Annotated in this window: 14 protein-coding genes; 6 read left to right on the forward strand and 8 right to left on the reverse strand. The window is 37.9% G+C overall.

Features of this window, described 5'->3' with window-relative positions:
* Positions 1-53 precede the first annotated feature (53 nt).
* From IEV85_RS09980 to IEV85_RS24850, 6 genes are read left to right on the forward strand one after another with little or no spacing between them, the layout of a single operon-like run.
* Positions 54-1088: a Gfo/Idh/MocA family protein gene (locus IEV85_RS09980; protein WP_188462838.1), complete on the forward strand. Its 1035-nt coding sequence runs from the start codon at positions 54-56 to the stop codon at positions 1086-1088.
* Positions 1072-2160: a glycosyltransferase family 4 protein gene (locus IEV85_RS09985; RefSeq protein ID WP_188462840.1), complete on the forward strand. Its 1089-nt coding sequence runs from the start codon at positions 1072-1074 to the stop codon at positions 2158-2160. The genes IEV85_RS09980 and IEV85_RS09985 overlap by 17 nt, the downstream gene beginning before the upstream one ends.
* 21 nt (positions 2161-2181) lie before the next feature.
* Positions 2182-3315 (forward strand): CgeB family protein, encoded by a 1134-nt coding sequence (locus IEV85_RS09990; RefSeq protein WP_188462842.1) that lies wholly within the window; start codon positions 2182-2184, stop codon positions 3313-3315.
* Between the two features lie 32 nt (positions 3316-3347).
* On the forward strand, positions 3348-4457 hold the full coding sequence (locus IEV85_RS09995; RefSeq protein WP_188462845.1) for a CgeB family protein: 1110 nt from the start codon (positions 3348-3350) through the stop codon (positions 4455-4457).
* Positions 4454-4957, forward strand: a complete 504-nt coding sequence (locus IEV85_RS10000) for a DUF1698 domain-containing protein (protein ID WP_229712554.1) — start codon at positions 4454-4456, stop codon at positions 4955-4957. The genes IEV85_RS09995 and IEV85_RS10000 overlap by 4 nt, the downstream gene beginning before the upstream one ends.
* Positions 4918-5202 carry a hypothetical protein gene (locus IEV85_RS24850; protein WP_229712555.1) on the forward strand — a complete coding sequence of 95 codons (285 nt, stop codon included), beginning with the start codon at positions 4918-4920 and terminating at the stop codon, positions 5200-5202. The genes IEV85_RS10000 and IEV85_RS24850 overlap by 40 nt, the downstream gene beginning before the upstream one ends.
* A gap of 67 nt (positions 5203-5269) precedes the next feature.
* Here IEV85_RS24850 and IEV85_RS10005 read toward each other — a convergent pair whose 3' ends face one another.
* The 8 genes from IEV85_RS10005 to IEV85_RS10040 all read right to left on the reverse strand — a co-directional run bounded on the left by IEV85_RS10005 (position 5270) and on the right by IEV85_RS10040 (position 12951).
* A complete protein-coding gene (locus IEV85_RS10005) occupies positions 5270-5821 on the reverse strand; it encodes a GNAT family N-acetyltransferase (RefSeq protein ID WP_188462847.1) in 552 nt (183 codons plus the stop codon).
* Positions 5822-5985: 164 nt separating this feature from the next.
* Positions 5986-6819, reverse strand: coding sequence for a hypothetical protein (locus tag IEV85_RS10010; RefSeq protein ID WP_188462849.1), 834 nt, complete (start codon positions 6817-6819; stop codon positions 5986-5988).
* A gap of 77 nt (positions 6820-6896) precedes the next feature.
* Positions 6897-7352 (reverse strand): hypothetical protein, encoded by a 456-nt coding sequence (locus tag IEV85_RS10015; RefSeq protein ID WP_188462851.1) that lies wholly within the window; start codon positions 7350-7352, stop codon positions 6897-6899.
* A 7-nt stretch (positions 7353-7359) separates the two neighbouring features.
* On the reverse strand, positions 7360-8145 hold the full coding sequence (locus tag IEV85_RS10020; RefSeq protein WP_188462853.1) for a hypothetical protein: 786 nt from the start codon (positions 8143-8145) through the stop codon (positions 7360-7362).
* A gap of 22 nt (positions 8146-8167) precedes the next feature.
* A complete protein-coding gene (locus IEV85_RS10025; RefSeq protein WP_188462855.1) occupies positions 8168-9478 on the reverse strand; it encodes an Ig-like domain-containing protein in 1311 nt (436 codons plus the stop codon).
* 944 nt (positions 9479-10422) lie between these two features.
* Positions 10423-10566 carry a FeoB-associated Cys-rich membrane protein gene (locus IEV85_RS25215; protein WP_188462857.1) on the reverse strand — a complete coding sequence of 48 codons (144 nt, stop codon included), beginning with the start codon at positions 10564-10566 and terminating at the stop codon, positions 10423-10425.
* Between the two features lie 10 nt (positions 10567-10576).
* Positions 10577-12703 (reverse strand): ferrous iron transport protein B, encoded by a 2127-nt coding sequence (gene feoB, locus IEV85_RS10035; RefSeq protein ID WP_188462859.1) that lies wholly within the window; start codon positions 12701-12703, stop codon positions 10577-10579.
* Positions 12700-12951: a FeoA family protein gene (locus tag IEV85_RS10040; RefSeq protein ID WP_229712556.1), complete on the reverse strand. Its 252-nt coding sequence runs from the start codon at positions 12949-12951 to the stop codon at positions 12700-12702. The genes feoB and IEV85_RS10040 overlap by 4 nt, the downstream gene beginning before the upstream one ends.
* Positions 12952-13010 lie beyond the last annotated feature (59 nt).

Here is a 13010-nt window from a genome sequence, read left to right on the forward strand (position 1 = left end):
TACAAGCACGCAGATCGGCCTGATGGTTTCATTAAAGCACTTATAATAAACGGATGAATAACTTGATCTCAACACGAAATAGGGTAGTAAATAAAAAGCTTTCGCTGGGTTTCATGGGAATCGGTTGGATTGGCCGAAACAGAATGAAGGTTTTATTGGAAGATGGTCATTCAGAAGCCTCTGTTATTTTTGAGCCTTTTCAGCAAAATGCAGATGAAGCGTTGAAACTGGCACCTAAAGCTCAGCTTCTTCAAAACTCGGTAGATTTTTATGAGCATCCTGAAGTAAATGGGGTGGTGATAGCAACACCAAGTGCTTTACATGCTTCTCAATCTATCAATGCTTTGTTGGCAGGGAAAGCTGTCTTTTGTCAGAAACCTTTAGGATGCACAGCTAAAGAGGTGCGTCAGGTGATCAATGCTTCTAAGCAGGTTGATAAGTATCTGGCAGTAGATCTTTCTTACAGGTTTACGGAAGCTTTTCAGGCGGTGTTTAATACTATCCAAAGAGGAGAAATAGGAGAGGTGTATGCTGTCAATTTAGTGTTTCATAATGCTTATGGGCCGGATAAAGATTGGTTTTACGATATCAGGCAGTCAGGCGGTGGATGCGTAATGGACCTGGGGGTACATATGATCGACATGGCCTTGAATTGCCTTGGATTCCCCTATGTAGAACAAGTGCGAAGTCACCTTTACAGTAAGGGTAAAAAGTTAGTGCCAGGTGCTGAAGAAGTAGAAGATTTGGCCAAAGTATCCATGATTACCGCCAAAAACACAGCAATTGATCTGGATTGTTCCTGGCATGTTTCTGAAGGCAGGGATGCTGTAATGGAAGCTACATTCTATGGCTCGGAAGGTAGAGTAGCTTTTAAAAATATTGATGGATCTTTCTCTGATTTCAAAGCAGAAAAATATAATGGAACGCAGACTGAGCAAATAGCCGGAGCTACTGATGAGTGGAGTGGAAGGGCAGGTTTAGAATGGGCTCAAAAAGTATTAGATGGACAGGGTTTTGATCCCGGCAGTGCCAATGAATACCTGCAGCTAGCAGAAATAATAGACAGAGTGTATGGAAGACAAACTTAAAATAGTAATGACTGCTGACACCGTAGGAGGTGTTTGGACCTATGCACTGGATTTGTGCAAAGCATTAATGAGCTATAATGTGGAGGTACATTTAGTGACTATGGGTGCTTTGCTCAATGAAAAGCAATCCATTGATGTAAATAAACTTTCTAATACACATGTGTATCAAAGCAATTACAAGCTGGAATGGACGCAGGGGGCTTCATCAGACATGGGCTTGGCAAAAAAATGGATAGCTTCCATTTGCCTTGAGGTAGATCCTGATATTATTCATTTCAACAATTATAACCAAAGCCCTGGCAGCTGGAAGTGTCCTGTAATTACAGTTTATCATTCCTGTGAACAAACCTGTTGGAGAGCAGTAAAGGGATCGCACGCTTCTTCCGAATGGAATGAGCATAGCCAAACTGTGAAAGAGGCTTTAATTACCTCTGATATAGTAGTAGCACCTACTAAAAGTATCTTAAAAGAAGCAGAGGCTATTTATGGTAAGCTTCCTAACTCTGAAGTGATCTATAATGGCAGAAATATTAACAGACCATTTGGCGAGCAGCAAAAAGAACCTATCATTCTCAGTGCCGGACGCGTTTGGGATGAAGCAAAAAACATCCAATTGCTTTCCTCTATTGCAAGAGAAGTAGAGTGGCCAATATGGGTAGCAGGAAATAATTCTAAAACTTTTAGGACGGGGAGTACTGGATTGGATACTATTAATTTTCTGGATTTACTTTCACCTGATGTTTTACAACAATGGATGGATCAATCCGCAATATTCATTATGCCTGCAAAGTATGAGCCTTTTGGTTTAGCTATTTTGGAAGCCGCACAATCTTCCTGTGTATTGGTACTTTCAAATTTAGATACACTGAAAGAAATCTGGGGAGACGCAGCATTGTATTTCGATCCTTTTAAAGAGGAACAAGCAAAGGATTTACTAAACGAACTGGCCAATAATGATGAGTTACGCCATGAAATGGCCAAACGAGCATATAAAAGAGCAAGTGAATTTACGGCTGAATCAATGGCTTACAATTACATGAGGCTCTATAAAAAATTACTGGTAGTAGCATAGTCAACTTTAAATGAAAGCAATATGAAAATAGTACTTTTTTACCATTCACTTGCTTCCGACTGGAACCACGGAAATGCTCATTTTCTTCGTGGGGTATGCAGCGAATTAATAAGGAAAGGGCATGAGGTAAAGGTTTATGAACCTGAAAAGGGCTGGAGTTTGGAGAATCTTATGAATGATCACGGACCTGAAAAAGCATCTGAATTTCAATCATATTATCCTACACTGGAAACTAATTTTTATGCTCCTGAAAAGCCGGATTTTTCAGCCATGCTCTCAGGTGCCGATTTAGTAATTGTGCATGAATGGAATCCTCATGAACTTGTGGAAGCTATTGGGGAGAAAAAGAAAGAGTACGGCTATAAACTACTTTTTCATGATACACATCACCGGGTTGTATCAGACTCTGATAGTATGGAAAAGTACAATTTTAGTAATTATGATGGTGCCCTGGTTTTCGGAGAAGTGCTTAGGAATATTTACCTTGACAAAGGATGGATGAGTGAAGTTTGGACATGGCATGAAGCTTCAGATGCAGAACTCTTTAAGCCCCTTCCTGATGTTCAAAAAGAAGGAGACTTGGTATGGATAGGCAACTGGGGCGATAATGAACGCACTGATGAGCTCATGGAGTTATTGGTGAAGCCAATTAAAGAGCTTGGTTTGAAAGCCAAATTTTATGGCGTAAGATATCCTCAAATTGCATTAAATGCAATGCGAGATGCAAATATTGAATATGGAGGCCATCTCCCTAATTACAAGGTGCCGGAAGTTTTTGCCAGGTACCATGTCACTGTGCATGTGCCCAGAAGAAATTATGTAAAAATTCTTCCGGGGATACCTACTATCCGGCCATTTGAGGCTTTAGCTTGTGGTATTCCTCTTATTTCAACGCAGTGGCAGGATAAGGAACATCTTTTCACGCCCGGCCAGGATTACCTGGTAGCCAATAATGGAGAAAAAGTAAAGGAACAGCTTCAAAAAATTCTACAGAATAAATCTTTATCCGGCCAATTGGCGGAAAATGGAAGGAAGACTATTCTTAATAAACACACTTGCCGACACAGAGTAGAGGAGCTGGAAGCAATAGTAGAGCAATTAGGAATAGCTCATGAATTAACTATTCCTTTATTAATTAATCCTTTGGAAGCATAAAGAACAATCTTTTAAACTAAACTGTAAAAATCATGAAATTTGTTGTAATAGGATTATCGGTAACTTCCTCTTGGGGAAATGGCCATGCCACTACTTACAGGGCATTGCTTAAAGAATTATCCAGAATGGGTCATGAGGTGCTCTTTCTGGAGCGCGACACACCTTATTATGCAGCACACAGGGATCTTCCGGATCCGGATTTCTGCAAACTTGGTCTTTACCAGTCTAATAGTTTATTAATGGCTGATTATGAAGAGGATGTAGCCAATGCAGATGTTGTAATAGTTGGCTCGTATGTGAAAGAAGGTGTGGAAATAGGTAAGTGGGTATTACAAACTGCGGGCGGAATCCGTGCTTTTTATGATATTGATACTCCTGTTACTTTGGCTAAGCTGGAAAAAGAAGACTACGAATACATAACCCCTGATCTAATTGCTTCTTACGATCTTTACCTGTCTTTTTCAGGAGGACCTATCCTGAAATACCTTGAAGGATATTATAGCTCTCCTGCCGCAAGAGCACTTTACTGTTCTGTCGACCCTGAAAACTACTACCCTGAGGACCTGGACAAAAAATGGCAACTGGGCTACCTTGGCACCTATAGTGTTGACAGGCAACCTACTTTGGATAAGCTTTTAAACGAAACTGCCATAGACCTGAACCACTGCAAGTTTATGGTGGCAGGCCCTAACTATCCTGAAGAAGTAAACTGGCCGCATAATGTGGGAAGAATTGACCATTTACCTCAATCAGGCCATAGAGCTTTTTACAATCAGCAGAAATTCACATTGAACGTTACGCGAAGAGACATGATTAAAGCTGGCTTTTCCCCCAGTGTAAGATTGTTTGAAGCAGCTGCATGTGGAGTGCCTATTATTTCAGATTATTGGGAAGGACTGGATTCGCTTTTTGAAGAGGGCACAGAAATTTTAATTGCAGGTGGTTCTGCAGATGTACAAAGGTATTTGTCCGGAATTACAGATGAGGAAGCTCGGAAAATTGGAGAACGTGCCCGACAAAAGGTGCTAAAAAGCCATACTTCAAAAGAGAGGGCTAAGGAATTGATGTATTATGTGAATGAGGCATTTGAGCAAAGAGTAATGAGAGTGGATAGTAATATGGTGTATAAAGCAATGATATGAGCGTAGAAAGGGAGATACAAGAACTGGCGCCTTGGTTTCATAACATCCATCTACCCGGTGGGCAGCAGACCGCTCCAGATCATTTTATTGGTGATTTTCCTGATTTTAAGTGGCAAAAAATCCAAAAGTCTATTCCGGAAGACCTCACCGGCTGGAAAGTTTTGGATATTGGTTGCAATGCCGGCTTTTATTCTGTTGAATTAGCAAAAAGAGGGGCCGAAGTAGTGGGAATTGATCTGGATGACCACTGCCTAAAGCAGGCAGAATGGGTGGCAGATCAGTTTGGGCTGAATGATAAGATTACCTATAGAAAGATGCAGGTGTATGATTTAGCCAATACGGAAGAGAAATTTGATATGGTGTGGTTTGTGGGTGTATTTTATCATTTGAGATATCCGATGCTGGCGTTGGATATCATCTCCCAAAAGGTAAAAAAACACTCGTATTTCAAACGCTTTCTATGCCTGGTGTGGAGGAGATGGATTTACCTGATGACATAGAATTTAATAAAAGAGAAGCCATGCATGAAAAGGCTTATCCTAAATTAGCCTTTATTGAGAATAAGTTGGCGGGAGATCCGACTAATTGGTGGGCTCCTAACCACCAGGGTATTATTTCCATGCTAAGAAGCTGCGGGTTTAAAATTAATAACTGCCCGGAAGATGAGACTTACGTAGCAAAGAAAAGTCAGACTTTACAAACCAGCCTTGATACCTGGAATTACTCAGAATACCTTTCGCAGTAGGGAAGGAATGGAGTGAGGAAATACAGAGTAAAACCAATAAGAAAAAGTAATATCAACGCAAGCTGAATTAATTTGCGTTGGTTTTCTTCCAGCTTTCCTTACTTATCTCGTAAATGAAGTTTTTACTTATAGGTTCACTGTAGTAAGGAACTTCAATTTCACCTGTTTTAACAGCTCCCAACTTTTTCATTGCCTGCTGAGATCGATAATTAGTAGTGCCAACGTGAAAGTTAACTTTATCCACGTATTCGAGAATATAATCGAGCATAAGCGTTTTAAAAGCGCGGTTATAACCCTGGCCCCAATAGTTTTTTCCTAAAAAGGTGTATCCTATAAAGATGGAGTTAGAGTCCGGGTCATAGTTATAATATCTGGAGCAACCAATAATTTGCGACTTGCTATTGAGTATCAGAAAAGCGCCACCTGACTCAATTGCTCCTTTGAAATAATTTTCAAATTGATCTCTCTGATACCGTGTTTTATTGGGGTGCTGAGTCCATATTTCCGGATCTGAGGCTACCTCAAACAAGGCTTCGAAGTCTTCCTTTTTGAGAGGTTTTAAGCTAAGTATCTCATGCTTAAGGTGATGAGGTTGAAGGTTGAAACTTGTAATTGGCATAGCACTATTTTTTAGCCTAAGATAATGATTTTGTGCATAGGTTAAATTATCTCTCAGAAAATTTCAGGATTTCAGTAGCTAAAATAAAAAAAGTCTCATTTTAAGCTCAATATTCATGCTTAAAATGAGACTTTAACTTTGCTAAAGTGTGCAGCTGATCTTTACTAATCAGTAATTACCTTCACACTAAAAGTGTACTTATCTTCCTGTACACCTTCAGGGTCAGTAACTGCTATTATCTGAATGGCGCCTAATGCATTGCCGTTTCTACCAATCAGGTAGATGTCGCTATCACGGATATTGGAGATTTTAGAGAGCTGAACTCCATTTTCAAAGGCATTTCTAATGGATTGCGAGTTGGCGCTGGAATAATTAAAACCATCAAATTTCACAAAACTAATTCCTGTATTGCTTACCCATTCTCTTGAAAGCGTTTCATTTTCTTCCAGAGTATTATCTACAATATCAGACTCAAAAGTGGTGCTGTCTGTGGAAAAGCCGGGTTTAAGCTGTGTTAATGAAAAAGCATTTGGTCTTGAGGAAGATGTGGAGTAGATATTAATGCCTGAAGCTTCCCTTACAAAAGTTTCGCCCCTGTTAACAAGAATTCTTTTGGCTATTTCACTGACCTGATTGTTCTGATTTGTTAAGGTAAATACTAATAAAGATTGTGTGGAATCCTCATAAGCAGGCACATTATATTCTAGTCTGTAATTGATACTTGAGTTGTTAAATGTAGAATCAAGAACATTTCTGATACCATATTGATCATCAATAGACGCAATATTGAGGGTTAAAATGCTACCTGAATTGGTACTAGCTTTAACTGTAATGAATACTTTATCACCTGAATTCGCTTCAATTTGAGTGGCTTCAGGAGTGAGGAAAATCAGAATAGGAGATTCCACCTCAGAGGAGTCCTCACAGGAAAAAAGTGAGAAGCTGGTGAGAAGAATCACCAATAAGAATAACTTTGACGGGTTAATGATGCTATGCATAAGGACTATTTAAAATAATGAATGCCGGCTGCAAAGGTACAACCGGCATTAGAAGATTAAACTTTATTCTAGAGAAATTAATTCATTTCTACTTTATATTTAAATGCCTGAATTTCCATTCTGCGCACTTCTTTCTTTCCCAGAAACATCCTGTTAATCTGCTTGTAATCATTTGTGACTACATAGTAAGTAGCTTCCGGAAACTCATCAACAACTTTATAAGCTGCTTTTTTCATCTCATTTTTAAGGTTGATGTCAGCAGGGCCACTTAATTCTGTAACTCTTACATTTTGATAGTTGTAAGGGATGTTATTAATAGAATCTATCACCTTAATAAAACCGATGTATTGTCTTGATGATACAGAGATCTCAGTTTTTCCAAGATATTCGATATCATTAATATCTACGTTCAATCTCACAAAATCAGGAGTAAGTGAAATGCTTCTCTTCTGGTTATACGTGTAGAAATTGCCGCATGAAGTAAAAATAATCGGTACTATGAGAATTGTTATTATCCAAATTAGTTTTTTCATAGTAAGCTTATTTTCTGAAATAGTAAGTTAATAAAATACGAACATCTGCACCCATTTCAAATTCAGAATAATCTAAAGCCTCATAATTAGCAGTAGATGTAGCATTTCTGGTAAAGAAATTTTGCTCGTTTACAACTCCGCCAACAGATGTTTGAGTAGCTGCTTCATACTGTAAATTGTAACGCTTTAAGCTTCTGATTGAAGCTTCTGCTCCGATTGAAAGAGGTAAGTCAGCCACAAATGCCTGAATACCAAAGTGCAAATTGAAACCTAGGTCAGTAGTTTGCTGTCTGTAGCTCTCAGCAACAAAATCACCAGTTAAGTTAGTGCGGTTTGTAGTTTGTACTTCATCAATTTCAGTACCTACAATAAGTCCTACACCCACATAAGTATCTAAAAAATTAGTACTGCTGAAGTGATAGTGTGCACTTGGCATAAAACGATAGAACATTTCTTTTTCAATGTTATCTTCTTCACCAAGCTGATCTACCAAATTACCCTGAATTTTCTGACTTTTTCCATAAATCTGTGTTGATAATCTGAATTCGATGTTATCAGTAAAATAGTATTTTAAACCCATAAGCGGAAATCCTCTTACATCAATGTCTTGATCTGCCATTTCACCTAATTCTACGAAACTTGGGCCAATTACATAACCAAAATTACCAGCAACAGGTCTTGTACCAGTTACTATTTTCCTCTGTACATTCTCTCTTTCTAATAACTGAGCAAATGAGCTTGTGCTGATTAATAATGCTAAAAGAAAGGCTTTATAAAATTTATTGAATTTCATTGTATCTTAAATATTAAGGTTATTATTCTGATAATGTTACTGTTATTTCGTTGTAAGAGCTCCCACCAGTACCGTTCACTTTTGCAATGATTTTATATTCACCTGCAGCATAACCAGCAGTATTGAAATCCTCAAGTGTAAAAGGTGCTTCAAAATCTTCGCCTATAGATAAATTATCAAAGAAGAATTCTACAGAAGAGATAGCATCACCTTCATCATCGCTTGTAGTAGTGCTAATAGTAATCAAATTGCCAATTGTAATATTACCACCATTGCTAGGGCTTGTAATATTTACTCTGGGAGCATAGTTTTCCGGAGCAATTAAGGTAACATTTACAAAATCACTTCTTTTAGCACCCGCTTTATCATAAGCTGTTACTTCAATAGTTACTGCGCCTACAGCGTTCTCATAAGTATCCCATATATAAGAGAATGGAGCCTCGGTAACAGTAGCTACTAAAGTACCATTGATAATGAATTCCACTCTGTCAATATCGTCTAAACCATTTTCATCAGATACACCTGAAGCAATAGTTCTTACAGATTGTCTTTCGTAAGTTGCACCGTTAATGATTCCAGAGATGTTAACAGTTGGAGCTTCGTTTTGAGCTACTGTAATTACAATTTCCATTTCATCTGTAGCTTCATCACTGTCAGCATTAGCTACAGTAACGCTAATTACGTGCAAGCCAGGCTCTAAGTCTACAGTGTTAAAGTTAATTTCATAAGGCTCTTCCACTAATTCCTCGATTACTGTTCCATCAACAGCAAAAGAGACAGATGATAATGGAGAAAGAAGGTTATTAGTGATATCTGCTTCAAGTTCTAAGATATATCCTTGCTCAAACTCATTATTGGACAGAGTAGCATCACCATCAACATATAAATCAACGGTCAACACATCAGCGGCACCACCTTGGTTTGAATTATTGTAGTTGCTAGCCTGATCCCACTCATTTGTGATATATCTACCAGTTTTGTTAGTGGCTCCTGAAATAGAGCTGTACCAACCTGCTGCAAAAGCATCTTCAATAGTCCAGTCTTTTACTGTAGGAATATAAGCGATAATAGAGAAGCTTGAATTACCTGCAGGAACTGCTGTTTTAATAACTGCATCTTCAGTAGCAGTAGCCTGAGTAGCAGAGTAAAATTCATTTTCGTTATCAAGCGTGAAAATGTAAACTGAATCCCCTTTAAAGTCTGCTGGGATATTATTCAAAATGATAGAAGCAGTCTTTTGCTCCTCCTGGATGTTGGGTGTTGAAATGTCGAACTCCTCAGAGCAAGAGAAAACAACTCCCAGAATGAATAAAAATGGTATTAGTCTCTTCATTTTTAAATAGTTAAAGAATTTAAATTATTAAAATAGTTATTAAATTTCTTCAAATATATTAAAAAAACTTTATTCAATAGAGTAAAACCAATTTTTGTCTGATTTTTTCGGCTAATTTATTCTTCTTACCGAAGTAGAAAATTTGGTAGAATATATGTTTTCGTATTTCATGTTTTGTAAAAAACCAAAATGAACAGTATATATATTACCGTTCATTAAAATAATGTAGTGAAAATTTTTTTTTAATTCAGTAAGAAAAAAATGACTTTGTATTAATTTCTTAGGCGAAAAAATATTTTCTTAGGCGAAAAAATATTTTGAACCTAAAAAGCCTGAGTTTGATTCTTAATTTGTTTTAAAGTTCGTCAGAGCATTCCTGCTTTGGCAGGGCAGCCATTTTATTAATCGAACTGAGGTTATCATCTAAAATCAAATGGTTATTGTGAGCGCAGAGCGGCAATCTTTTCTATTACTTTACTTTAAAAATTCTGGTAATGAAACTTCATTGAAAAGATTCCTGATCATTTTTTCCGCTGTTCTCCAAGAATTTCCGGGATGATGATACTTGCTGGCTTTTGTAGTGCTACCAAGTCTATAATGCTACCATTTTTCTTTAGCAAACTATCAGCTTATACATTTTTAAAACACTATTTATTCAGCATAAGAAAGGTTTACATTATTTCTGAATGTGCTTAATTCGAGGTAGTAAAGTGGAGATTTTTTAGTAAAGAGTTGTTAAGAGATGAGGCTAATTCTATATAGTTTCTTTATTAAAAACTCAGAAATTATTATTCTGTAACAGGGAAATGTGCAGCCTAACTACAGTGAACTCATCAGGTGAAATTAACGTAGCTATAATGCTAAAATGAATTATTTAGTCAGGCTTGAAAATTTTCTTAAAATTTACAATACAACTCCATTATACGAAGAGCTATTCTAAAATATCACTTACTTTTAGAATAGCTCTGCTCTGGATTCATAGCACATTTACTACAACCACCTGATGGTTTTTTTTTCATAAAGAAGAAACGATAAATGCTATAAGCTATAATCGAAAAGAAAAGAATAAAAACTATTATTTCCTGCATATTTATAAGTTTAAGAAAGTAACTGATAAACCACTAGAGCTGAAACGTAAGCTAGTACTGTCATGTATACTGTTTGTACTAACGGCCATTTCCAACCTTTTGTTTCTCTGTAAACTACAGCAATTGTACTCATACATTGCATGGCAAATGCGTAGAAAATGAGCAACGAAAAACCAGTTGCCCTGTTGAAAACAGGTTGGCCTGTAGTGCTATTTACTTCCTTCTTTAATCGATCCTGAATAGTAGCACTTTCCTCCTCATCACCTATAGAGTACAAAGTGGCAATGGTGGAGACAAAAACTTCCCTTGCCGCAAAAGAGGTAATTAAAGCAATCCCTATTTTCCAATCGTAGCCTAAAGGCTTAATAACAGGCTCAATTGTTTTGCCTAAAATTCCTGCATACGAGGCCTCCAGCTTTTTAGAGGCAACTTTATTCTCATAATCGCTCATGGCTTCTTCAGTAGGGTTTTCCGGAAGAACTACAGAAGCCTCTGCTTGTTCCATTTTATCGGCCGGGCCATAGGAAGCCAACACCCACAAAACAACTGAAATAGCTAAGATGACTTTTCCTGCTTCAAGAACAAAAGTTTTGGACTTTTCAAACATGGTCAATCCCACATCTTTCAGGCGTGGCATTCTGTAAGAGGGAAGCTCTACCACCAAATATCCGTTATCCTTAATTTTGATAAAAAGCTTCATTAAAACAGCAGAAAATAAGGCAGCTGCAATTCCCAGCAAATACATGCACATAAGGGCAAGTCCTTGCAGGTTAAAAATCCAGAATCGCTGGTCAGGCACCACTAATCCTATTAGAATAATGTAAATGGGGAGCCTGGCAGAACAACTCATAAAAGGAGCTACCAAAATAGTGATGAGCCTATCCTTTCTATTACCAATATTTCTTGTAGCCATGATGGCAGGAATAGCACAAGCCATACCTGAAATTAATGGTACTACACTTTTTCCATTTAATCCAAAGGGTCTCATTATTCTGTCAGTAAGAAAAACGGCACGCGACATGTAGCCGGAATCTTCCAGCAGCGCAAGAAACCCAAACAGCAGGGCAATTTGAGGAATAAAAATGGCCACTCCTCCTATGCCTGGAATGAGTCCTTCCGCTACAAGATCAGTAAGAGCCCCTGCAGGAAGTAATTCCCTGATTTTTGAACCCGCTTCTACAAAAAACAAGTCAATCAGATCCATGGGAATGGAGGCCCAACTGAAAATAGCCTGAAATATTAAAAATAGCAGGGTGGCAAATAATGCATAGCCCCAAACTCTGTGAAGAAAGACCTGATCCAGCTTTCTGGTGATCTCGATTTTTCTCACATCTTTTCGTGTGATGCACTTGTCTAAAATCGACTGAATTTTCTTATATCGAAGGTTAGATTCCTGGATTTGGATATTCTGAATATCTATTCCATTTTCAAGTACCAGTTCTTTTAGAACATCCGCTTTATCTTGTGGTAAAAGATTAGGTTCATCTACAAATTTTATGGCCAATAAAGCCTGATAATCTAATTCATAGCCTAGCAGTGACTTTACATCCCCGATCAGCTTTTCAGGAATAATTTCGCCGGATTGTAGAAAAGTAGGTGCTTTTTCAAATTGATTCTGGCGTATAGTATCCTCAATAGCATTAATTCCTTTTTTATTTCTGGCAGAACTTGTAACTACAGGAATTCCTAATTGCTTGTAAAGCTGGTAAGTATTAACTTCTATTCCATGGGCTTCGGCAAGGTCTTCCATGTTAAGCACCAAGGCTACCGGAATCCCTAAATCCATGATTTGGGTGATGAAAAATAGACTTCGCTCCAGGTTCACGGTATCAGCAACAGCTAAAACTGCATCCGGAAGGCCTTCCTTTTCAAAGCCATTGAGCACCCTAAAAACTACTTGTTCATCTTCAGACCGGGGGAAGATACTATAAGTTCCCGGTAGGTCTAAAATTTTAATTTTTTTATCAGAGGAAACTTTGAAATATCCTATTTTCTTATCTACCGTTACGCCAGGGTAGTTACCTACTTTTTGGTTAAGCCCTGTAAGGTGGTTGAAAACTGTAGATTTCCCTACGTTAGGAACCCCTACAAGCGCAATTTGCTGAAGGTCTTTCTTAGTTTCCGTAATATAACTCATTGAACAACCAGTTTCATGTGGGACACACCCACCATTTGAGCTTCCTTTTTTCGCAAAGCGATCATTGAATCTCCTAATTGAAAAGCAAGAGGATCACCTAAAGGGGCTATATATAATAAAGTAAGGGTTTTTCCAGGCATAAATCCCATTTCCAAAAGCTTTACAGCAATATCAGAATTTTGGATATCCTGTATTTCCATCTTCTGGTGTGGTGTGGCCATATCAGCAGTAAACCGGCTATTTGACATCTTTTTTTTATTTGGACTGATTATATATAGTGCAAATATATGGTATCCGTGTTCATTAA

It is taken from the genome of Marivirga lumbricoides, assembly GCF_014636295.1.
Classification (GTDB): domain Bacteria; phylum Bacteroidota; class Bacteroidia; order Cytophagales; family Cyclobacteriaceae; genus Marivirga; species Marivirga lumbricoides.

Bases quoted from the DNA above. Each gene is read 5' to 3' on its own strand.
- IEV85_RS09980 (WP_188462838.1), top strand. From the start codon at position 54: ATGAATAACTTGATCTCAACACGAAATAGGGTAGTAAATAAAAAGCTT.
- IEV85_RS09985 (WP_188462840.1), top strand. From the start codon at position 1,072: ATGGAAGACAAACTTAAAATAGTAATGACTGCTGACACCGTAGGAGGT.
- IEV85_RS09990 (WP_188462842.1), top strand. From the start codon at position 2,182: ATGAAAATAGTACTTTTTTACCATTCACTTGCTTCCGACTGGAACCAC.
- IEV85_RS09995 (WP_188462845.1), top strand. From the start codon at position 3,348: ATGAAATTTGTTGTAATAGGATTATCGGTAACTTCCTCTTGGGGAAAT.
- IEV85_RS10000 (WP_229712554.1), top strand. From the start codon at position 4,454: ATGAGCGTAGAAAGGGAGATACAAGAACTGGCGCCTTGGTTTCATAAC.
- IEV85_RS24850 (WP_229712555.1), top strand. From the start codon at position 4,918: ATGCCTGGTGTGGAGGAGATGGATTTACCTGATGACATAGAATTTAAT.
- IEV85_RS10005 (WP_188462847.1), bottom strand. From the start codon at position 5,821: ATGCCAATTACAAGTTTCAACCTTCAACCTCATCACCTTAAGCATGAG.
- IEV85_RS10010 (WP_188462849.1), bottom strand. From the start codon at position 6,819: ATGCATAGCATCATTAACCCGTCAAAGTTATTCTTATTGGTGATTCTT.
- IEV85_RS10015 (WP_188462851.1), bottom strand. From the start codon at position 7,352: ATGAAAAAACTAATTTGGATAATAACAATTCTCATAGTACCGATTATT.
- IEV85_RS10020 (WP_188462853.1), bottom strand. From the start codon at position 8,145: ATGAAATTCAATAAATTTTATAAAGCCTTTCTTTTAGCATTATTAATC.
- IEV85_RS10025 (WP_188462855.1), bottom strand. From the start codon at position 9,478: ATGAAGAGACTAATACCATTTTTATTCATTCTGGGAGTTGTTTTCTCT.
- IEV85_RS25215 (WP_188462857.1), bottom strand. From the start codon at position 10,566: ATGCAGGAAATAATAGTTTTTATTCTTTTCTTTTCGATTATAGCTTAT.
- feoB (WP_188462859.1), bottom strand. From the start codon at position 12,703: ATGAGTTATATTACGGAAACTAAGAAAGACCTTCAGCAAATTGCGCTT.
- IEV85_RS10040 (WP_229712556.1), bottom strand. From the start codon at position 12,951: ATGTCAAATAGCCGGTTTACTGCTGATATGGCCACACCACACCAGAAG.